The sequence below is a fragment of the Streptomyces sp. NPDC006872 genome (assembly GCF_040635845.1).
Lineage (GTDB): Bacteria > Actinomycetota > Actinomycetes > Streptomycetales > Streptomycetaceae > Streptomyces.
This window is the reverse complement of sequence record NZ_JBEYIL010000021.1, coordinates 122917-143070: the sequence shown is the minus strand read 5'-3', so window position 1 is coordinate 143070 and position 20154 is coordinate 122917. Positions and strand designations below refer to the sequence as shown.

11 protein-coding genes and 2 pseudogenes are annotated in these 20154 nt (G+C 70.8%); 8 read left to right on the top strand and 5 right to left on the bottom strand.

Annotation, left to right across the window (positions count from 1 at the left end):
- The first annotated feature begins 142 nt into the window (after nucleotides 1–142).
- The gene (locus ABZ725_RS43215; protein WP_358807844.1) at nucleotides 143–1102 is read left to right on the top strand and encodes a helix-turn-helix transcriptional regulator; all 960 of its coding nucleotides are present in this window, start codon (nucleotides 143–145) and stop codon (nucleotides 1100–1102) included.
- A 115-nt stretch (nucleotides 1103–1217) separates the two neighbouring features.
- Nucleotides 1218–1403, top strand: a pseudogene (locus ABZ725_RS43210) (aldo/keto reductase); the annotation flags it as partial.
- A 199-nt stretch (nucleotides 1404–1602) separates the two neighbouring features.
- Here ABZ725_RS43210 and ABZ725_RS43205 read toward each other — a convergent pair.
- Nucleotides 1603–2352, bottom strand: a pseudogene (locus ABZ725_RS43205) (transposase); the annotation flags it as partial.
- A gap of 724 nt (nucleotides 2353–3076) precedes the next feature.
- Between ABZ725_RS43205 and ABZ725_RS43200 the strand changes: the two are divergent.
- A complete protein-coding gene (locus ABZ725_RS43200; RefSeq protein WP_358807843.1) occupies nucleotides 3077–3811 on the top strand; it encodes a hypothetical protein in 735 nt (244 codons plus the stop codon).
- Nucleotides 3812–3950: 139 nt separating this feature from the next.
- On the opposite strand, the gene ABZ725_RS43195 is transcribed toward ABZ725_RS43200, so the two are convergent.
- Nucleotides 3951–4841, bottom strand: a complete 891-nt coding sequence (locus ABZ725_RS43195) for a LysR substrate-binding domain-containing protein (protein WP_358807842.1) — start codon at nucleotides 4839–4841, stop codon at nucleotides 3951–3953.
- Between the two features lie 136 nt (nucleotides 4842–4977).
- On the opposite strand from ABZ725_RS43195, the gene ABZ725_RS43190 reads away from it, so the two are divergent.
- From ABZ725_RS43190 to ABZ725_RS43180, 3 genes are all read left to right on the top strand, one after another.
- The gene (locus ABZ725_RS43190) at nucleotides 4978–5436 is read left to right on the top strand and encodes a nuclear transport factor 2 family protein (protein WP_358807841.1); all 459 of its coding nucleotides are present in this window, start codon (nucleotides 4978–4980) and stop codon (nucleotides 5434–5436) included.
- Nucleotides 5437–5639: 203 nt separating this feature from the next.
- Nucleotides 5640–6482 (top strand): NAD(P)H-binding protein, encoded by an 843-nt coding sequence (locus tag ABZ725_RS43185; protein WP_358807840.1) that lies wholly within the window; start codon nucleotides 5640–5642, stop codon nucleotides 6480–6482.
- A gap of 57 nt (nucleotides 6483–6539) precedes the next feature.
- Entirely contained in the window at nucleotides 6540–6923 is a 384-nt protein-coding gene (locus tag ABZ725_RS43180; RefSeq protein ID WP_358807839.1) for a DoxX family protein, read from the top strand.
- Between the two features lie 165 nt (nucleotides 6924–7088).
- Here the strand turns inward: ABZ725_RS43180 and ABZ725_RS43175 are convergent, their stop codons facing one another.
- Together ABZ725_RS43175 and ABZ725_RS43170 are read right to left on the bottom strand one after the other, a co-directional pair.
- Nucleotides 7089–8084 carry a helix-turn-helix domain-containing protein gene (locus ABZ725_RS43175; protein ID WP_358807838.1) on the bottom strand — a complete coding sequence of 332 codons (996 nt, stop codon included), beginning with the start codon at nucleotides 8082–8084 and terminating at the stop codon, nucleotides 7089–7091.
- A 137-nt stretch (nucleotides 8085–8221) separates the two neighbouring features.
- Nucleotides 8222–11599 (bottom strand): S8 family serine peptidase, encoded by a 3378-nt coding sequence (locus tag ABZ725_RS43170; protein WP_358807837.1) that lies wholly within the window; start codon nucleotides 11597–11599, stop codon nucleotides 8222–8224.
- Nucleotides 11600–11937: 338 nt separating this feature from the next.
- Between ABZ725_RS43170 and ABZ725_RS43165 the strand changes: the two genes are divergently transcribed.
- Together ABZ725_RS43165 and ABZ725_RS43160 are read left to right on the top strand one after the other, a co-directional pair.
- Nucleotides 11938–12144 carry a hypothetical protein gene (locus ABZ725_RS43165; RefSeq protein WP_358807836.1) on the top strand — a complete coding sequence of 69 codons (207 nt, stop codon included), beginning with the start codon at nucleotides 11938–11940 and terminating at the stop codon, nucleotides 12142–12144.
- Between the two features lie 204 nt (nucleotides 12145–12348).
- Nucleotides 12349–16080, top strand: coding sequence for a S8 family serine peptidase (locus ABZ725_RS43160; RefSeq protein ID WP_358807835.1), 3732 nt, complete (start codon nucleotides 12349–12351; stop codon nucleotides 16078–16080).
- Nucleotides 16081–16305: 225 nt separating this feature from the next.
- Here ABZ725_RS43160 and ABZ725_RS43155 read toward each other — a convergent pair whose 3' ends face one another.
- Nucleotides 16306–19914, bottom strand: a complete 3609-nt coding sequence (locus ABZ725_RS43155) for a S8 family serine peptidase (RefSeq protein WP_358807834.1) — start codon at nucleotides 19912–19914, stop codon at nucleotides 16306–16308.
- Between the last annotated feature and the right edge of the window lie 240 nt (nucleotides 19915–20154).

Sequence of the window (20154 nt, the reverse complement as noted above, 5' to 3'; positions counted from 1 at the left end):
GCCGCCGTGTCCGGGCCATTCACGCCGCCGTGGGCGGTGCACCACCAACAGAACCGCTTGTCAGGCGAGTGTGGGAGTCCCTGATGAGGGGGTCACTGACAGGGACCCCCAGCCGGCGGGAAGCGCTCGTAGAGTGGAGCACATGGCAGGAAGAAACGACCCTTACAACACCAATCGCGATATACGTGGCGATTTCCGTGCGGAGATCCGGGAATTCCTGGGCACGCGACGGGCAAGGGTCACTCCTGAGCAGGCCGGACTGCCCTCGTACGGGGGAGACCGTCGGCGGGTCAAGGGACTGCGCCGGGAGGAGGTGGCCCTGCTCGCGGGCATCTCCAGCGAGTACTACACCCGGCTGGAGCGCGGCAACGCCACCGGCGTCTCCGAGAGCGTCATCGACGGCATCGCGCAGGCGCTGCGGCTCGACGAGGCCGAGCGAATCCACCTGCTCGACCTCCTGCGCGGCGCCGGCACGACCCGTCCGCCGCGGCGCCGGCCGGCCCAGCAGCGCGTACGCCCCGCGGTGCAGCGCGTCCTCGACTCGATGACCGGCACACCCGCGTTCGTACTCAGCGGACGCTTGGACATCCTGGCCGCCAACGCCCTCGGGCGGGCGCTGTTCTCACTGGTCTACGCCGACCCGGCACGGCCGCCGAACAACGCAAGGTTCGTCTTCCTCGACCCGCACGCACCGGAGTTCTTCCGCGACTGGGACGAGGTCGCGAACGACGTGGTCGCCATGCTGCGCGCCGAGGCCGGCCGCGATGCCTACGACCGGCGGCTGACAGACATGATCGGGGAACTGTCCACCCGCAGCGAGGACTTCCGTCGCCGCTGGGCGGCCCACGACGTCCGCATCCACACCACCGGCATGAAGCGCCTCCACCACCCGGTCGTCGGCGACCTCGACCTGCCCTTCGAGACCTTCCCCCTCGGGGGCGGCGCCGGCCAGAGCCTCCTCACCTACACCGCCGAGCCCGCGTCGCGTTCTCAAGACGCCCTGAACCTGCTGGCCAGCTGGGCCGCCACCACGGACGACATCGATGAGTTCGAGCTGGTCGACGACTCTGAGCCGGCCGAGTCGCCCGAGACCTCCGACTGACCGAGAAGCCGCAGTGCCTGCCCCCGGTGACGGCATCGGGAGGGTCCAGGCACAGCGTGGCCTGCCATGCGACCGGCCCGTCCCACAGGCCGGCGGAAGAGATCGCTTTCGACCCTGGCTGCTGGCGCAGGGCGACGACATCGCCCCGATCCCCGGCACCAAGCGCGTCGAACGCGTCGAGGAGAACACCGCCGCCGATGGCATGGAGCTGAGTGCCGAGCAGATCGCCAAGCTCGACGACCTCACCCCGGCCGCCGTCGACAGCCATAACGAGGCGGGCATGGGGCTCCTGGAGCGCTGACCCGGCTTGCCCGCCTGCGGCACAGCACGGCCACGCAGCAAACGTTCCGACATTCCAGAGTCCCCAGGCCCGCCAAGGGAGTCTGTGGGGCTGGGGACTCTGGAATGCACGCGGAGAGAGCCACGACCGGGTGTCGTGGCCCTCTCACGGGGTCCTGCACGGGGGTGGGGCCGTAGTCGGTGGTGACGAAGCGTGGGGACTACGGGACGAGGATGCGGTGGCGGAGCAGGGTGAACCCGGCCCGTCCGTGTATCTGCCTCGTGATTCTCTTCGTTCGTGTGTTGGCTCCCTCGGTGCGTCCGTTGCGGAGGGGAAGGGTGACGCCGGCGTCGACAGCGGTGCGGTCGAGTTCCAGGCCGTCGGCGCAGGCGTTCAGGTGGGGTTGACGGTTGCCCAGCAGGAGCTGTGGGAGAGGACCTCGGCCAGTGCCTTGTCGCAGAGGTTGCGCCGGATGTGCCAGCGGTTGCTGACCTGCACCGCGTCCGGCCGGGCCCGGCGAACCGCCTCGCCGTAGGCCCCCGAGCCGTCGGCGGCAGACGATCTGGACGCCGGGATGCTCGCGAAGCCACGTCTCCAGCGTGTCCGCGGTGCGGTTGGGCAGTACGTCGATCCGCTCGCCGGTCTCGGCGTCGGTCAGGATGGTGGCACAGCGGTGGCGCCGGTTCAGGGCGAAGTCTTCGACGCAGAGTACCCGCGGCACGCGCAGCGGGGGCTGCGGCAGCCGCGTCAGCATCCGCAGAGCGGTCGAGCGCGAGATCGCGACGACGAGGCATCGGGAGAGGCGGGCGCCCGCCCGGCCCGCCAACTCTTCGACCGTGGGTCCGAGTTGGCCCGCCAGTCGGGCCGTGCGGCGCTGATATCGCTCCAGCAGTCCGGGGACCTGCTCTCGGAAGGTCTGCCGCGGACAGCCCAGCATCGGGCAGACCAGACGCCGCACCTGCACCGACAGCGTTGGGTGGCGGACCTGCCGGTGGACGGCCGACGAGTCATGAAGCCAAAGGCCGAACCAGCAAGAAGGGCATCGACGCCGACATCGCCTACGGGCCACTGCTGCGCCGTATGACGAGCCAGGACTCCTGGACACGGTACGCGCCGGCCGTGCCGTCCTCGTCTGCGAGGGCCGTCGAACGCGTTCCGGCACACGTCCGCGAGCTGCTGCGCGTCGACGTGTACGAGGTGACGGAGGACGACGTGGTGCGCAGCTGCCGGCGTAGGTGGTTGCCATCCTGTCCTTTCGCGCACCCACGTCTGATGACCTGGCGGAACATCGTCGCGGCCGGAGAGCCCTCTGTGGCCCCGGCCCGGCCGCTGTGAACGTCACCGCCTTCCGGGAGGCTGTTGACTCCGTCGCGTTCCTTCGGTGGGCCAAGGACCAACCCGACAAGCCTTGGCAATCGAGCGGCTGCCGGCGGATCGCCGGTCACTCTGTTCCCGGATCACCGCAAGACCGCCTCAAGACACGGCAAAACCTCGGACAAGGGCGGATGCTTTGACCTCGCTTTGAGGAACCGGTGATCATTCTGTGGCCTGCACCCTCCTAGAGTCGCTCCGGGCTCGGCGATCTTCCGGCCCCGCCGACCAGGCCCCGGACGCCTCCGTACTTCCGCGGCGCGGCCGCTCCCGGTCCCCCACCCAGGTCCGGCGCACGGTGCACTTCACTTTCGAGGACTTCGATGCGTCTCCCGTTCCATGCCGTCAAGATGCTCACCGTCGCAGCACTCCCGCTGGCCCTGGCCGCCTGTTCCTCCACTTCCACGGACTCCGCCGGCGGCACCCCCACAGCCGCCACGCCGTCAAAGGCCAAGGACCCCGACGCCGGCCTTCTGACGGGGACGCAGCTGAAGGAGGCACTGGCCCCCTCCTCGTACTTCTCCTCCGGCTTTGCCGCCGACCCGAGCCTCGCCCGCGACACCGGGGACACCTACCAGGCGCCGACCACCAAGACCGCCGCCAAGCCGCACTGCGCCGACCTGGCGGCCACGAGCTGGATCAGCCTCACCGGCGTGGAGGGCGTCTCGTTCGCACAGAACTCCTACATCAACAAGGACACGAGCGCCGAACTCGACCAGGAGATCGACGTCTACCGTGGCACCATCGCCGCGGACGTGCTGAAGGACCTGGCGAGCGTCGTCGCCGCCTGCCCGAGCTACACGGACTCCGACACCCAGAGCAAGGTGACGGTCACCGGTGCTTCCACGGCCGGGCTCGGGGACGCGGCATACACCATCACCCTCACCGACAGCGCCTGGGAGAGCGGCACCACGTTGATCGCCTCCCGCTCGGGCACGGCCGTCGTCAGCGTGCTGTCCACGGACGGCGCCGACAACGGGGCCGCGAGCGCGAAGAAGCTGGCGGAGCAGGTGCTGGCCGCGGTGAAGAGCGGGGGTGGAACGGCCGGCCAGAGTTGAGCTGTCCACCATCCACCAGAGTGTCCGATGCCGTCTGCCCAGGGGGAGCACGGGCGGGGCCCCCGGGGCGCGGACCCGATTGAGGGTGTCACGGCACAGAGGCTGAGGAGAGTGCCCCGGTCTCTGCCCGTTGTCGCTGTCAAAGTGCGATGGGGCCGAGGTCGGCGGCGGTCTGGGCCAGGGCGCGGATGGTGGGGCTGTCGTCGGTGGTACGCCAGGTGAGCGCCCATTCGAGGGTGGGGGCGTCCTGGAGGGGCAGGAAGACGATGCCGGGGGGCCTGTTGTAGCGCGCGGCGATTTCGCCCAGCGGGTGGACGCAGCGTCCGGCGGCGACCAGAGAGAGGATCTCGTGGAAGGTCCGCGCGGCGGGCCCGCGTGGGATACGGCGGCCGAGCGGGGTGCGGGTGGGGACCATGGAGGCGACCCAGTACTCGGGGGCTTCGGGGCCGAGGTCGACGACGTGGTTGTCGGCGAGATCTTCCAGGGACGCGGTGCCGCGTCGGGCGAGCGGATGGTCCGCGGCCACGGCCAGCACGCGGCCTCCGGTGAGCACGGTGGGGCCGACGCTGAGGTCCGGTTCGGCGACGGGCAGCCACAGCACGTGCGCGTTGTGCTCTCCGGTGCGCAGGGCCGTGAACGCGTCGTTGCCGTTGATTTCGCGGAACTCGATGTCGCTGCCGGGGTAGCGGGTGCGGAACGCCTCGACGAGGGGGCGTAGTTCGTGTCCGGCGTGGCCGAAGACGCCCAGCCGCAGCGTCCGGCCCGCGCCCGGGCCGGCCGCTTGGGCGCGGGCGAGTCCTGCGTGGAGGAGGTCGAGGGCCTGCTGGAGGTCTTCCCGCAGCCGCCGGCCGACAGGGGTCAGGGCCACGCGTCGGCTGGTGCGATCGAACAGGGCCACGCCGAGGCGTCGTTCCTGCGTGCGGATGGCCTGGCTGACGCGGGCCTGGGACACATGAAGCCGTTCGGCGGTGCGGCCGAAGTGCAGCTCTTCCGCCAGCGTCAGGAAGATCTCGATGTCACGCAGCTCCATGCATAACTCCCACATTATGGATAGCTCCACGGACTCTACCTTGTTCCGCCGCTGACCTGCATCGATGCTGGACACATCACCCACCGGGCAGGCGGCGGACGCCTGACCGACGCAATCGATGAGGCAGGGAGACCCGATGAGCGCTGTGCAGGCCGTCGTCGATCGCTTCGAGATCGAGGAGCTGCGCGCCGAGGTCACCGACGCGGTGATGATGCGCGACTTCGACCGCGTCGCCTCGCTGTTCACGCCCGAGGGCGCCATGCGATGGCCGCACATCGACAAGGAGTTCGTCGGCCGCGAGGAGATCCGCGCGGGGATCGAGTGGGGGCAGGGACTGTGGGAGTTCTTCGTGCAGAACGTCCACCCCGGCGTCACCCGGCTCGACGGCGACAGCGCAACCGGGCGCGTGCACGTCCAGGAGTTCGGCCGGATGCACGACGGCAGCTCGCACCTGAACTACGCCCTCTATCACGACCGTTACCAGCGGACATGCGACGGCTGGAGGTTCAGCGAACGCGTCTACGAGGTCAGATACCTCGACTCCACCCCGCTGACGGGCTCACCGCCCCGGAGCCTGGGGCACGGGCGCGTCTGACGACCACCGACGGGCCGACGGGCCGACGGGACGTGCATCAACCACCTGGCCGCGTCGTGTGGCGACCGCCTCTTCCCGAGTCGGTGGACACCTGTTCTCAAGGCGCCCGACCGCCCGGATCGACTCGCCGTGACCGACGACCTGCACATGCATCCATCCACCGCACCAACCGAACTCCGCATCAGTCAAAGGGGAGAACCGTCATGATCCTGATCACTGGAGCCAACGGCGTCGTCGGGCGTCAGGTGATGAACCTGCTGCTGCAGGAGGGCACGGCTGTCGCCGCGGTCACGCGCGGTCCCGGCTCGGCCGCGCTCCCGGACGGCGTCCAAGCCGTCAGCGGTGACCTGTTTCGCCCCCACTGGATCGAGGCGGCGCTGGAAGGAGTGGAGGCCCTGCAGATCAGTCCGCGCGCCACCGGCCCGGGACTCGGCGAACTCCTGCGGCTCGCCGTCGGGCAGGGTGTGCAGCGTGTGGTGCTGCTGTCGGCCACCACCGTGGAGCATCCCGCGGGGGAAGCCCGCTTCGCCGCGCAGTTCCGGCACGCCGAGGACCTGGTCAACGGCTCCGGCCTGGACTGGACGGTGCTGCGCCTGGCCGACTTCGCGGCCAACGCACTCGCCTGGGCGCCGCAGATCAGGTCCGGTGACGTGGTGCGCGGCGCGTACGGCCAGGCCGCCACCTCGCCCATCCACGAAACCGACATCGCGGCCGTCGCCGCACGCGCCCTCCGCGGCAGCGTTCCCCCGGGGTCGATCCACACACTGACCGGGCCGCAGTCACTGGACCAGACCGAAAAGGTGCACCTCATCGGCGCCGCCCTCGGCCGGTCACTGTCTTTCCAGGAGCTCCCGCCGGAGCACATACGCCAGGGCATGCTCGCGCAAGGGCTGCCCGAGGAGGTCCCCGACCGCCTGCTCGGCTCCCTGGCCGACTACGCCCACCGCCCAGGACCCACCACCAGCACCGTGGAAGACCTGTTGGGCCGCCCCGCGCGCACCTTCGCCGACTGGGCGCGCGACAACGCACCTGCCTTCAGCGGCTGATTCCCCGCCGATCCCCGCGATGCCGCACTCACCTCGCACAAGACCGGGAGCCCACCCATGAACCTCACTCTGTGGATCGCCGCCGGACTGCTGACCGCGGTCGCCCTGGCCGCCGGCGCTACCAAGACCTTCATCCCCAAGGCGAGACTGGCCGCGCAGCACGGCGGGGAATGGACGCAGGACGCGAGCACCGGCTTCATCAAGACCCTCGGGGTCCTCGAACTCCTGGCCGCGGTCGGCCTGATCCTGCCCGCAGTGCTCGACATCGCACCGGTCATGGTGCCGGTGACGGCCGCCTGCTGGATCGCCCTCATGGTCGGCGCCATGATCACCCACGGTCGCCTCGGTCAGTCCAGACTGGTGCTGCTCAACACGGTCTATCTCGCGCTGGCCGTCTTCATCGCCTGGGGCCGCTTCGGCCCTTGGTCCTTCGGCAGCTGACAAGGGTCGTCGTCGGTCTCTCGCACCGGTGCCGTCGGTTCCCTCACCTCGGCCGCAGGCGCACGTCCGCGCCCCGCGCCGAGGTGGCGTCAACTCCGTGCCCTACCCCAACGCCGAACCCGGTTGCGTCGACGACCGAGGTTCCGGTTTTTGCACACTGGTCGGTCAAATCCAGCCGCGTTGTGTTGCCCGCCAGCCCAGCTGGATGCGGTTGTCGGCGCCGGCGAGGTCCATCAGGTGCCGGATTCTGCGGGTGACGGTGCGCAGGGACACGCCGAGTTTGTTGGCTGCGGCGCGGTCGGTGAGGCCGGCCAGCAGGAGGTCCAGGATCTTGGCGTCGAGGGGGGCGAGTTGTGCTGGGGCCGGGGCGCCTTCCGCGTACGGTATCGGGTCGCCTTCGATGACCGTGCGGGAGTTCAGAGGGTATGCCTCGCTCCACGTCTTCTCGAAGAGCGTGACGAGTGGGCTCAACAGGCCGCTGGAGTTGATCAGGACGGCCCGGGGCGTGTCCTGCGGGTCGGCGAAGGCCGGCACCAGCGCGATGGCCGAGTCGGCGATGACCATGGACACGGGCAGTTCGGCGGCGATGGCGATTTCCTGGCCTCGGCCGAGCGCCTGGTCGATGTCGACTCGTGCGTCGGGGTCGGCCAGGTATGACTGCTCGATGACCGTTCGCATGCGCAGCCCTCGTCCCGCGACAACGGCCTCGGCGGGGTTGTCTCTTGGACCGACCGCGACCGGTGGGGCCTTGGTGAAGCCGCATATCTCCCGGTCGGCCGATTCCAGGACCTGGAGGAAGCGCCGGCTGATGGGTTGTACTCCGGTCACGATCTCGATGAGGCCGCCCAGATCGCGACTGGCGGCGGCACGGTGGCGTTCAGCCAGCTCGGTGATGGCGAACTCGACCTGGTGCAGTACGTCCCGCTGGGCGGCGAGCAGCGAGCCGAGCGTGACGGTGGGCGGGCCGGCGACATACAGGCCGGGTTCGTCGGGCGTGGTGGTGACCAGCCCGTGGCGAGCGAGGCCGCCGAGTGCTTCCACGACGGCGTCCGCCGGGTGGTCGAGGGCCGCACCGAGTGCGACGGCGGTGGCTTCGCCGCGGTCGACGAGGCGTAAGTAGACGTCTTCCTCGATTGGGTTCAGGCCGAGACCGGTCAGCACGGGGCCCGCCCTCCTTCCGGCCGGCAGTGGATGGATCAGCAAAGACTAGGTCTTGGGCTGCCCGGTTCGACACGGTGCCCGGCCCGGCGTCTCCACGGGAGAGACGGGGCCGGGCCGGGCGTGACCGTGGCGGGTGGTCAGTTGTCGAGCGGGGCGACCTTGAAGGCGCGGATGATCGTCTGCTCGGCCGTGTTCCCTCTGCCGTCCACCGCCTTGGCGCGCAGCGACACGGAGCCGGCGTCCGCGGGGGGCCGCAGCAGCAGGTTCCGGCCCGCGCTCACGGGCACTCGCTGCCAGGTCTTGCCCAGGTCGTACGAGACGTCCACGGCCAGGGACCGTACACCTGCGCGGGCCCCCTCGACGGTGACCGGCACGAGGACCTGCTTACCGGCCGGTGCGCTTGTGTCCGCCGTGAGGCTGGGCGTGTAGCGGACGTTCAGCAGCGGAATCCGCTGGGTGCCGGTCGCGACCGTGGCGGAGCGGAACGTCCAGGTGGAGGTGATCCGGGAGGAGACGCCGGTGATGGTGGCCTGTTGGGTGAGGTCGGTGGACAGGGTGTAGCGGAGATCACCGGCCGGGACGGTGACATTGCTGGAGGGCGGGGAGGCGATGTCGACGAGGGTGGAGCCGTCGGCTACGAGCGTGGTGCGGGCGCTGCCGCCGAAGCGCAGGCCCGTGCTGCCCGGGTGGCCGATGCCGTCGGTGTGGAGGGGGAGGCGCATGCGGAGTGTGTCCCCGGTGCGGAAGAGCCCCCAGCCCTCGCTGCCGAAGCTGTCGCGGCCTTCGGCCAGGCCGAGTCCGGGGCCGAAGACGCCCACTCCATAGGCGGTCCGATAGGTCCGGGCGGGCCGGTACCGTCGTTCCGGGCTGTAGTAGCTGGCTTCGTTCTGCAGCGTCTGGCCGTTCTGCGTCACGATGAAGCCCCAGGACACCGCGGCCTCCGTGTTGACGTAGTCGGTCTGTACGCGAGGCAGGGCAGCGGTGCTGCGAAGGGCGACGCCCGCGGAGCTCATGCCGTCCGCCGCGTACGGGACCGCCGAGACGTCGGCCCGCTTGCCCGCGACGGAGGCGCCGAGGGTGCTGTCGATCCGGGCCAGGTCACGACGGGTCAGGTGCCGGGTGAGACCGGCGCCGCGCTTGTCCGGCAGCGAGTAGGCGAGGCGGTATTGAGGGACGGCGGCGCCGTCGTACGCCTCGGGGCGGGTCCAGAGGCCGCCGATCATCGTCTGGAGTGATCCGGTGGTGGCACGGCCGCCGATCTGTGCGAACGAGAGCCGGTCGAACGAGCCCAGCCAGGAACTCGTCAGGCGGCCCTGCCCGTTGTCCATGGTCCTTCGGACGGCCAGGACGCCGGTGGCCGCCGTTGCCTGGCGATCGGGCAGGGTGACGTCGACCGGCTTGGCGGCCCGGGCGTCGAGCGTCAGGGACTTGTCCTCGTCCATGACGAGCTGGGGCTGGTAGAGGACTGCTCGCGCGGATGTGCCGTCCGCCCGGCGGGTGGAGACGGTGCTGGTGAGGTGGTAGACGCCGGGGGGAACGCGCACCACCGACGTACCGTCGGATCGCATCGAGATCGAGTACATCTCGCCGGTGGTGACGTCGTAGAGAGTGCCGCCGGTCCCCGGAGCCGGGGTGTTCCCGTCCGCCCCGATGTGGCGCAGTGTCAGATCGTAGGCCTCGCTCTCTCGGACGATGCCGAGCGGGGTGCGGGCGACGACAGCGGAGGCCGTGGTCGCGGTGACCGCGCCGGACAGCTGGCCGAGGGTCGAGCCCACGCGGGTGTCGGAGGTGACGGTGGCGGTCGCGGTGCCGCCGGCCGGGACGGTGACACGCTCCGGGAAGACGGTGAACGTGCCGTCGTTGACCGGCCGGCCAGAGCGGTCGGTCGTCGATGCGGTCAGGCCGAGAACGAGGTCCTCCTCGCCGCTGTTGCGGTACGTCAGGGTGGTGCCGACCGGCATGTCATCGGTGTGCGGATAGGTGGCGAAACCGAAGCTCAGCGAGGTCGGCTCGCTGGTCACCCGCCCGCCGAGCGCGGCGGCGACGTCGACCCGGCCCGCGCCCTGCTGGAACGCGCCTTGATCGGCAGTGGGCCGGGCGGAGGCCATCAGCGCGCCCTTCAGCTGCACTCCGGACCAGTCGGGGTGCGCGCCGGCCAGGAGCGCCGCCGCGCCGGCGACATGCGGCGTGGCCATGGAAGTTCCGGAAGCCGAGGTGTAGTTGTCGTCGACCGGCCCGTCACCCGGCTGCACGCAACTGTTCTGGCACATCGCCGTGCCGACCGCGCGGGCGGCCGCGATGTGCACACCAGGGGCGGTGATATCGGGCTTGACGGCGTTGTCGCCCAGCCGCGGACCCGTGCTGGAGAACGCAGCCAGGGCGTCGGAGTCGTCGACGGCGCCCACCGTGAGCGCGGCGTCCGCGCTGCCCGGGCTGCCGACCGTACTGTCACCGTCTCTGCCCTCGTTGCCCGCGGCGACGACGAACAGTGTGCCGTGCTGGGCGGACAGGTCGTCGACAGCGGCTTCGAGGGGGTCGGTGCCCGCGCTGTCCGTGCCGCCCAGGCTCATGTTGACGACCTTCGCGCCCTGGTCGACCGCCCACTGCATCCCCGCCAGGATCCCCGAATAGCTCCCGTCGCCCTGGTCGCCCAGCACCTTGCCGTTCAGCAGACCGACATCAGGGGCGACTCCCTTGAAGCTGCCGCCGGACGCGGCACCGCTGCCCGCGATGGTCGACGCCACGTGGGTGCCGTGTCCGAAGTGGTCGCCCGTGTCACCGGCACTGGAGAAATTCCTCTCGGCGACGACACGGCCGGCCAGGTCCGGGTGTCCGGTGTCGATACCGGTGTCCAGCACGGCCACCTTGACGCCGTGGCCGGTGTAACCGGCCGCCCACGCGCTCGGCGCCCCGATCTGCGGCACGCTGCGGTCCAGCGTGGCCTTCACCGTGCCGTCGAGCCAGATCTTGCGGATTCCGGCCGCCGCGGATCGCTGCCCTGCCATCGAGCGGGAGGCGGTCGGGCGGGTCAGAGCCTTCCACAGCTCACCGGCCTTCTTCTTTCCGACCTCGACGGCGACGCCTCGGACGGCCGGCAGCTTCCTCGTGACGACCGTCCCGTCGGGAACGGGTTGCGAGCCCAGCCGGGCGGAGGACAAAGACGTGGAGGTGGTCCCGCCGAGGATCAAAGGGAGTTGACCGCGGTGCGCGTCGTCGTACCCTGCGTCCAGCAAAGCCTTCAGGTCGAACAGGCTTCGATCCACTGTGTCCTGCGCGAGCATCTGCTCCGCGTCCGCGGGGATCGCGTACAGGTGCTCGCCGGAGTTCTCGACCCGGAAGCCGACATCCTCGCGGCCATCGGCGGGCGTGACCGACACGAGGTCGTCGTTCTGGTCCACAAGGAACTGGTCCCCGGTGATCAGCGTGACCGCCCGCAGCTCGAGCGCGCTGCGAGACTTCTGGACGGCTCCCGCCGGGGACGCGGCCGCCGAGGACGACGCGGCCGTTGAGGACATCGATGTCACGAGCGCCAATGCCGTGCAGAACGTCGCACAGACAACCCGCGGTCTTCGAAGGGGTAACACGTGTCGGCCTCCGTAGCGATGAAGGGTGGGCACACGCACCACAAGGTGGCAGACAGGTGAACCCGCAACAACGAAGTGAGATGACTCGTCTACGCCATGGCGCGAACAAGCCACAAAAAGGCCGCGCGCATCCCGGACGCCGGGCTTGCAGCGGTCCTCGCACTCCACCACTGGCTCGGCGACAGATCGAGTTTCGGCGTCTGCGGCGGTACCTGGACGGGAGGGCGTTCAGTTACGCGTTCGTGGACTGCCGTGGGTATGGCGAGGCGATGGGCATCCCCGGCACGTACACGATGGAGGAGGTCGCGGCGGATGCCCTCGCCGTGGCCGCGGCAGGCGCCGACACAGACGCGATCGTGCTCACCGTCCAACTGGCCTTCGTCGGAATAGTGCTCCTGACCGCGCTGTACGCGCTCCGCGAGACCAGCGGACAAGGAAGGGCTCCGGATCCCGCGGTCGGTGAACCTCACCCGTAAGGAACCGCGTTGTCGCTGGCAAGGCAACTCACCCTCCCGACAACGTGACTGCGCCCCGAAGGGGCATGGCACCTGTTTGCCCCGGTCCGGCTCGTCCGGTCTGCGACATGGCCCAACTGCGTCACGCGGGAGCCAGTTCGGGCGGCCGGGGATGATCGCATAATCCTCGGCGTCCCATCCCGACGCGCAACCATGAGGTCTCCCTTGTCGTTTCTGCATTTCCGCAGACGCAGGCTGACAGCGCTGTGCACCGCCATCGCGGTGCTGGCCGTGTCGCCCGCCCTGGCCTCCGCGGCCCCCTCACCGTCCTCCGCCTCCCTCGCGTCCGCCGCGGCCCTGCCCGCGGCGCTCGGCACCGCTCAAAGCGTCACCCTGGTGACGGGCGACAAGGTCACCGTCACCAGGGCCGCCGACGGCACGTCGAGCCGGACCGTGCAGGACCCGGACGGCCTGTACACCGGCTTCGAAACCAACCGGGCCGGCAAGGACACGTACGTCTATCCGCACAGCGCCCTGCCGTACGTCGCTGCGGGCCTGCTGGACAAGGAGCTGTTCAACGTCACGCGGCTCCTGGCGGACGGCTACGACGACGAGCACCGCGACCGGCTGCCGCTGATCGTCACCTACACCGACGCCGCCGCCCGTTCGCGTGCCCTCCCGGTGCCGGAGGGCGCCCGCAAGGTGCGGACGCTGGACAGCATCCAGGGCGCGGCAGTGGGCGCCGACCGGTCGGACGCCTTCTGGGCGTCGATCACCGGGGACGACGCCGGTGCGGCGGCGCGCGACAGCGGGGAACGGCCCAGGTTCAAGGGCGGCCTCGCCAAGGTCTGGCTGGACGGCAAAGTGAAGGTGGACCTCGCCGACAGCACCGCGCAGATCGGCGCGCCCCAGGTGTGGGGCTCCGGCAATACCGGCGAGGGCGTGGACGTCGCGGTCCTCGACACGGGCGTGGACACGGACCACCCCGACCTGGCCGACCGGGTCGCCGCGACCGAGGACTTCGTGCCCGGCGAGTCGGTCGTGGACCGCAACGGCCACGGCACTCACGTGGCCTCCACCATCGCCGGTACCGGCGCCGCGTCCGACGGCAAGGAGCGGGGCGTCGCGCCCGGCGCGAAACTGCACATCGGCAAGGTGCTCTCCGACGACGGCTACGGCCAGGACTCGTGGGTGCTGGCGGGCATGGAGTGGGCGGCCCGCGACCAGCACGCGAAGATCATCAGCATGAGCCTGGGAGGCCGGCCCACCGACGGCACGGACCCGCTGAGCATGGCGGTCGACACGCTCAGCGAGGAGACCGGGGCCCTCTTCACCATCGCCGCGGGCAACGCCGGTCCCGACAGCTTCTCGGTGGGCGCGCCGGGCGCCGCGGCCGCCGCGCTGACCGTCGGCGCCGTGGACGGCTCCGACTCCCTCGCCGACTTCTCCAGCCGGGGCCCCCGGGCGGGCGACGGAGGCGTCAAGCCGGACCTCACCGCTCCCGGTGTGGACATCCTGGCGGCGCGCTCCCAGTACGCCGCCGAGGGCTCGGGCTCGTACCAGACCCTGAGCGGCACCTCCATGGCCACTCCGCACGTCGCGGGCGCCGCCGCGCTACTGGCCGCCGGGCACCCGGACTGGACGGGCCGTCAGCTCAAGAACGCCCTGGTCAGCACCACCAGGGCGACGCCGCGGTACAGCCCGTTCGAGGGCGGCACCGGCCGCCTGGACATCGCCACGACGACGGCCGCGAGCACGTTCGCCACCGGCAGCGCCGACTTCGGCTTCCGCACCTGGCCGACGCCCGCCGGAACGACCACCCAGCGGGAGGTGACCTACACCAACAGCGCCGCCAGCCCGCTCACCCTCGATCTCGCGGTGCGTGCCTCGGGCGCGGACGCCGGCCCGTTCACCCTGTCGGCCTCGCGGGTCACCGTCCCGGCGCACGGCACCGCCTCGGTGACGGTGACGGCGCACTTCGACGAGATAGCGGCGGACCAGATGGTGGCCGGGTTCCTGACGGCCACCGACCGGTCCGGCGCGGTGCTGACCCGCACCTCGCTCGGCGCCGGCAAGGAGGGCGAGCGCCATCAGCTGACGCTGAAGGCCAAGGACCGCAGCGGCAACCCGATCGGCGGTACCGTCATCCTGACGGCGAAGAAGCTGTGGCTGCCCGTGCGAATCGACGAGTCGGGCACCGTGGACCTGCGGCTGCCGCCCGGTTCGTACACCGCGTGGATGGACGCCGACCTCCAAGGCTCCCATGGCCCGCACTCGCTCGGGCTGGGCCTGATGGCGGTGTCGGAGGTCGTCCTCGACCAGGACCGCACCGCCGTCTTCGACGCGACCCGGGCCCGCCAGGTCAGGACGCTGGCGCCCAAGCCGAGCACGCCCGGCGGCTCCCGCATCGAGTACTACCGCGGCTTCGCCGACGACGACTGGTCGTCCTCCGCGCGCTGGCCAGGTACGTCGTACGACAGCGTCTGGGCCCTGCCCACCAAGAAGGTCGCCGAGGGCGAGTTCGTCTTCGGCACCCGCTGGCGGCTGGAGGAGCCGGCTCTCACGGTGGCCTCCGGAGACCGGGCCTTCGACGACCTCGTCGTGCACCGGAGTGCGACCCCGCTGTCCCAGGGTCGGCACCGGCTCGACGCGGTGTTCGCCGGTGACGGCGCCGCCGGCGCGTACACCTCTCTCAACGCCCGGGGCAAGGCCGTCGTGGTGCGCCGCAACGGCACCGTGCCCGTGGAGGAGCAGGCCGCCGCTGCCACCGCCGCGGGCGCCGAACTGCTCCTGGTCGTCCACGACGGATCGGGCCGCCTGGACCCGTGGAACGACTCCCCCTGGGGGACGCCGAACCCGCCGCCGCTGACGGTCGCGAGCCTCACCCAGGACGAGGGCGAGCAGCTGATCGCCGGACTGGGGAAGAGCCGCACCCGGCTCGACGTCACCTCCAGCCCGACCACCGACTACGTGTACGAACTGGTCCACGACTACAAGGGTGCCGTCCCGGCGGACCCCACCTACCGGGCGGCCCAGCGTGAACTGGCCCGCGTCGAGGTGTCCTTCCGCAACTTCCGCGCCGGGAAGGCGCTGGACTACCGCGAGGACATCGCGCGGTCCGGGCCCAGCGCCCTCAACTCCTCGATCGCGCCGGCGCTCGGGGAGCGCACGGACTACGTCACGGCGGGCGAGCAGTGGTCGGGCCGGGCCCAGATCCCCGGCGAGCAGCAGCAGTTCGCGCCTGCGGTCACCTACCGTGCGGGGACGACGAGCAGCGTCCGGTGGTTCGGGCCCGTCCAGCGGCCCCGCCTGGGCAACGGCAACGCCCCGGTCCGTCAGGACGACACGCTGTACGTGTTCATCCCCGGCTGGGGCGACTCGGGGAACGACCACCTCGGGGCGACCTACGGCAACTTCGGCGTCCGCAACATTCTCAAGCTGTACCAGGGCGACACACTCGTGAAGGAGACCAGCCGGTACCAGTACAGCATGACCGTCCCGGGCCTCGGCGCCGGCCCGCTCCCCTACCGTCTGGTGTCGGAGAACGACCGCGACACGTGGTCCGGCCCTTACTCCACGTCCACCCGAACCGAGTGGGGCTTCACCTCCCGCGCGGGCGCTGCGGGCGAGTTGGCCCAAATGCCGCTGATCCAGCTGGACTACGCGGTGGACACGGATGTCGCTGGCAGGGCGGGGCGCCACGCCGACCTGACGCTCACCGCGTCGCATCTGTCCGCATCGACGGGCACCGCCGCCATCCGTACGGTGGGCCTGGAGGTCTCCTACGACGACGGCGCAACCTGGCACACCGCGCGGCTCCAGCACACCGGCGACAGCTGGCGCACCAGCCTCGACGCGCCGCGCACAGCGCGGTTCGTCACCCTGCGGGCCACCGCCCGCGACGCTCGGGGCAACAGCGTGGACCAGAGCATCACCCGGGCCTTCGGCCTGAAGTGATCCCCTCGCCCGCACCCGGACGCGCATGACGACGCCCACGCCCTGACCTATGTCTTCGGCGAGGCAACCTGCCCACAGTGCGAAAAGTGCTTCTCCGCCGTCGGACCGGTCGCTGCTCGTTCGCCCTCGTGCACACAACGTGTGGTTCCTGCCACACACAACGTGTGGCCCCTGCCCACGGTCTCCACCGCGGACAGGGGCCCTTTCGTCAGCAATCCGCCGTCGCTACCTCAGGCCGAAGGCGCGGATCACGGTCTGGCTCACACTGTTTCCCTGACTGTCCCGCGCTGTCGTGCGCACGCTCGCGAAGCGGGCCCGGGACGGCGCGTCGAGCCGCGCCTTCCAGTCGCCGCCCGACTGCCGCAGGGTCGCCTTGCGCCACGTGGCACCGTCGTCGTACGACACCTCCAGCGTCGCCGTGCGGATCGTCCCCGCGCCGGCCGCGCCCTTCAGATGCGAGGGGGTGACTGTCAGCCCGGTCCGCCGGTGCGCCTTGCCGGACAGGTCGGTGGCCACCGCGTAGTCGAGCTGCACCAGCGGCAGAGGCGTGAGGACCGTGTGGTCCGTCGTGCTGGAGGTGAAGCCCCACTCGGTGCGCGTACGGGTCGAGTGCGGGCGGTCCGCCAGGCTTCGCTTGCCCTCCACCACGATCCGGTAGGGCAGCGGGTCCGGTGACACGCCCTCGGCGGAGACGATCCGTTCGTTGAAGTCCTCGCCGAGCAACTGATCGCCCTGGTAGAGCGAGACCTTCGACGTGTCGCCGTCGGCCCAGGCGACGCCCGCGTGACCGCCGGAGTCCCCCCAGGCCGGCAGCGTGGATGTGCTGATGATGTCGCCGATCCGGAAGGGGGCCCGCCAGCTGATGCCGTCGTTCAGCAGGCGCGGGCGCTGGATGGGTGAGAACCAGCTCTCGCCGGTGGTGCTGCGTGGCTGGTACGAGCGCGCCACGCCCCGCTGGTGGAGGTCCGGCATGCTGGCGGAGGAGACCCAACGGACACCGGCGCCCGCCGAGACCCACGACGTCAACGTGCCCTGGGCCGCGACCTGCGTCGGCAGGATGCCCAGGGGGCTGTCGAACATGACGGACACGTCCTGACGGTACTCGACGGCTTCGTCCTGTTTCGTGTTGCGGAACGACTCGTCGATCCGGGCCAGCTGACCCGGGCCGGGCCGGTAGGACGGATCCCGGGGGACCGCCCCGCCGTGGTGGCGGACCAGGTCGTACAGGTAGCGCGGATACGGGTGCGAGACCACCTTCAGCATCGCCGTGCCGGGCTTGCGGATCCGGCTCAGCAGTTGTGCGCTGTCGTCGGCGCCGAGCGAGGCCACCGGCAGCGGGGCGACGTCGGACAGGTCCGCCCAGGCGTCCAGCTTTCCGTAACCGTCGTTCAGGATCAGCAGTTGCCTGGCGCCGGCCTTCGCCGCCGCCGCGGCCTGCTCCGGGGCGGGCACGGTGTCACTGCGGCGGACGACCGCCACCTGGCCACGCACCTTCACCTTGCGGAATTCCGCAGCCGAGCCGTCGCCGGCCCAGACCGCCCGGTAGCCGCCCGTGCCCTCCGCCAGCCTGGGAGACTGGCTCTGGACGACGACGTCGTCGTAGGTCTGGGAGCCGGAGGAGAACGTCAGCGGCGGCTGGACCTGCCGCCAGCGGGTGGCGAAGGTGTACGAACCCTTGGTCACCTTCGGCGTCGGGGTCACCCACACGCTGTCGTACCGCCAGTAGGCCGGCAGATAGCTGTCCAGGAACGGGAACAGGCCGCTGTTGGCGCGGTACTGGTCCACCCTCATGAACTGATTGGCGGTCGGCTGCGGGGTGACGGCGGCCGCCTTGCGCAGGTCCGCGGCGTCGAAGCGGACGGCCTGGTCGGCGTCAAGGTCGATCTGCGGCGCGGACAACACGGCGAGGCCCAGCGTGTGCGTGCCGTCGATGCCGGGCACATCGGCGTACATCCACGCCGAGTAGGTGCCCGGGTGCAGGCGCGCGGTCGTACGGCCCGAAGCGTCGATCTCGTACACCTTGGGGTCGGTGTTGCGCTCGACGTCCTTGAGGATGAGGGTGCCGGGCAGGGCGGCGCCGTGCCGGTCCTTCGCCGCGACCGACAAGGTGACCCGCCGGCCCTCCTTGTTCACGCCGACCAACGTGTGGGTGAGGACCGTGCCGTCGGCGCCGGTGGCGGTGAGCCGACCGGCGTAGGCGGCATTGTCCTCCGCGGCGTCGAGGTGCGTTATCACGCCGACGACGGCGGTGCCGTGCGCGGGCACGGTCAGTCGGGTGTCGGTGAGGGTGAACAGGCCCTCGGGCAGCTGGTCCCGGCCCAGGGACAGGTCCACGGTGACCGGATCGGCACCGGAGTTGGTGTACGTGACGTCCTTGCGGACGGTCTGGCCCGGCGTGTACGGGTAGTGGGTCTGCGCGAACGCGCTCCCGGAGGTGACCAGCGTGGCCTTCACGGCGGCGGCGACGTCGAGCCGCCCGCTGCCGACCTCGAAGGGGCTGAACCGCTTGCTGCTCGAGGTGGTGTTGACCAAAGCGTCCTTGAGCTGCTGCCCCGTCCAGTCCGGGTGCTCGGCGGCCAGCAGGGCTGCGGCGCCCGCGACGTGGGGGGTGGCCATGGAGGTGCCGCTCATCGTCTGATAGGTGCCCTCGCCCTCCGGCGCGTACTGCGAGCGCGCAGCCAGCACGTCCACACCCGGGGCGGTCAGATCGGGCTTGATCGCGTTGTCACCCACGCGGGGGCCGCGGCTGGAGAAGGACGCCAGCTGGTCCAAGCCCTTCCCCGGGCCGTTCACCGCGCCGACCGTCAGCGCGGCGTCCGCGGCGCCGGGGGCGCTCACGCTGTAGGGGGCCGAGCCGGAGTTGCCCGCCGCGATGACGAACAGTGCCCCGGTCTCCTCGCTGAGCCGGTTCACGGCCCGGCTGAGGGGGTCGGTGCCGTCGGTGGGTCCGCCGCCCAGGCTCATGCTGACGACCTTGGCGTGCTGGTCGCGGGCGGCCCACTCCATGCCGGCCAGGATCCAGGAGTCCTGACCGCCGCCGTCGTTGTCCAGAACCTTGCCGATGTGCAGGGCGGCGCCGGGAGCGACGCCCTTCTCGGTGCCGCCGGACGCCGCGCCGGTTCCGGCGACGGTGGAGGCGACATGGGTGCCGTGGCCGTGCCGGTCGGTGACGTCCTGGCCGGGCACGAAGCTCTCCGTCGCCGCGATACGGCCGGCGAAGTCCGGGTGCGCGGCGTCGATACCGGTGTCCAGGACGGCGACGTCCACGCCCTGCCCGGTGTCCCCGCCCGCCCAGACCTCGGGAGCCCCGATCTGCGCGGTCGTGTCGGACAGTGTGGCCTTCACCTTCCCGTCGAGCCACACCTTGGCGATGCCGCCCGCAAGCTGTCCGGCCGGGGGCGCCGAGTCCGCGCGCACCGGGGACGCGGCGGTGAGGGAGGACCAGAACTCCGCCGCCCGCGTGTGCTTCGCGGATATCGCCGCGCCCTGGATGCTGCTGAGCGTCAGGCTCCTGCTCGCGCCGACCGGGGTCTTGAGGCTGCGGGAGCGGGCCGCCGCGTCGGTGTACGTGACGATCAGCGGCAGGTGGTCGGTGCGCGCGTCGTCGTAACCGTCCGCGAGCAGCTCCGTGACGTTGAACAACTCCTCGTCCAGAGCGCCGGACGCGAGGTAAGGAAGCGCCGCGTCGGGATACACATAGGTGTCGTCGCCGACCGACATGATGTGAGCGCCACCGCTCCTGCCCTGCGGATCGGCCACGGACGTGACCGAGCCCCTGGTGCTGTTCGCGGTCACCGTGACCTTGTCACCGGTGATCAGTGTGACGGTGTGCATGGTTGCAGGACCCGCGGCGACGGTTGCGGTGGGGGATGGGGACGTCGGAGCGGCGTCGGCCGACGCGGCAGGACCGGTGGCCGTCAGCACCGTCAGTACCGTCAGGGCGGCGACGGCCGCGGTCAGTCCGCGTCTGCGGGACGGAGGTATGCGCAAGGGAACCTCATGAACTAGATGTGCAGAAGATCTTCGCAGTCAGTCATCCGTTCACATCACTGTCAACACAGTGTTTTGGCGCTT

Coding starts and splice junctions, on each gene's coding strand:
- ABZ725_RS43215 (WP_358807844.1), top strand. CDS start 143: ATGGCAGGAAGAAACGACCCTTACAACACCAATCGCGATATACGTGGC.
- ABZ725_RS43200 (WP_358807843.1), top strand. CDS start 3,077: ATGCGTCTCCCGTTCCATGCCGTCAAGATGCTCACCGTCGCAGCACTC.
- ABZ725_RS43195 (WP_358807842.1), bottom strand. CDS start 4,841: ATGGAGCTGCGTGACATCGAGATCTTCCTGACGCTGGCGGAAGAGCTG.
- ABZ725_RS43190 (WP_358807841.1), top strand. CDS start 4,978: ATGAGCGCTGTGCAGGCCGTCGTCGATCGCTTCGAGATCGAGGAGCTG.
- ABZ725_RS43185 (WP_358807840.1), top strand. CDS start 5,640: ATGATCCTGATCACTGGAGCCAACGGCGTCGTCGGGCGTCAGGTGATG.
- ABZ725_RS43180 (WP_358807839.1), top strand. CDS start 6,540: ATGAACCTCACTCTGTGGATCGCCGCCGGACTGCTGACCGCGGTCGCC.
- ABZ725_RS43170 (WP_358807837.1), bottom strand. CDS start 11,599: ATGTCCTCAACGGCCGCGTCGTCCTCGGCGGCCGCGTCCCCGGCGGGA.
- ABZ725_RS43165 (WP_358807836.1), top strand. CDS start 11,938: ATGGGCATCCCCGGCACGTACACGATGGAGGAGGTCGCGGCGGATGCC.
- ABZ725_RS43155 (WP_358807834.1), bottom strand. CDS start 19,914: ATGCACACCGTCACACTGATCACCGGTGACAAGGTCACGGTGACCGCG.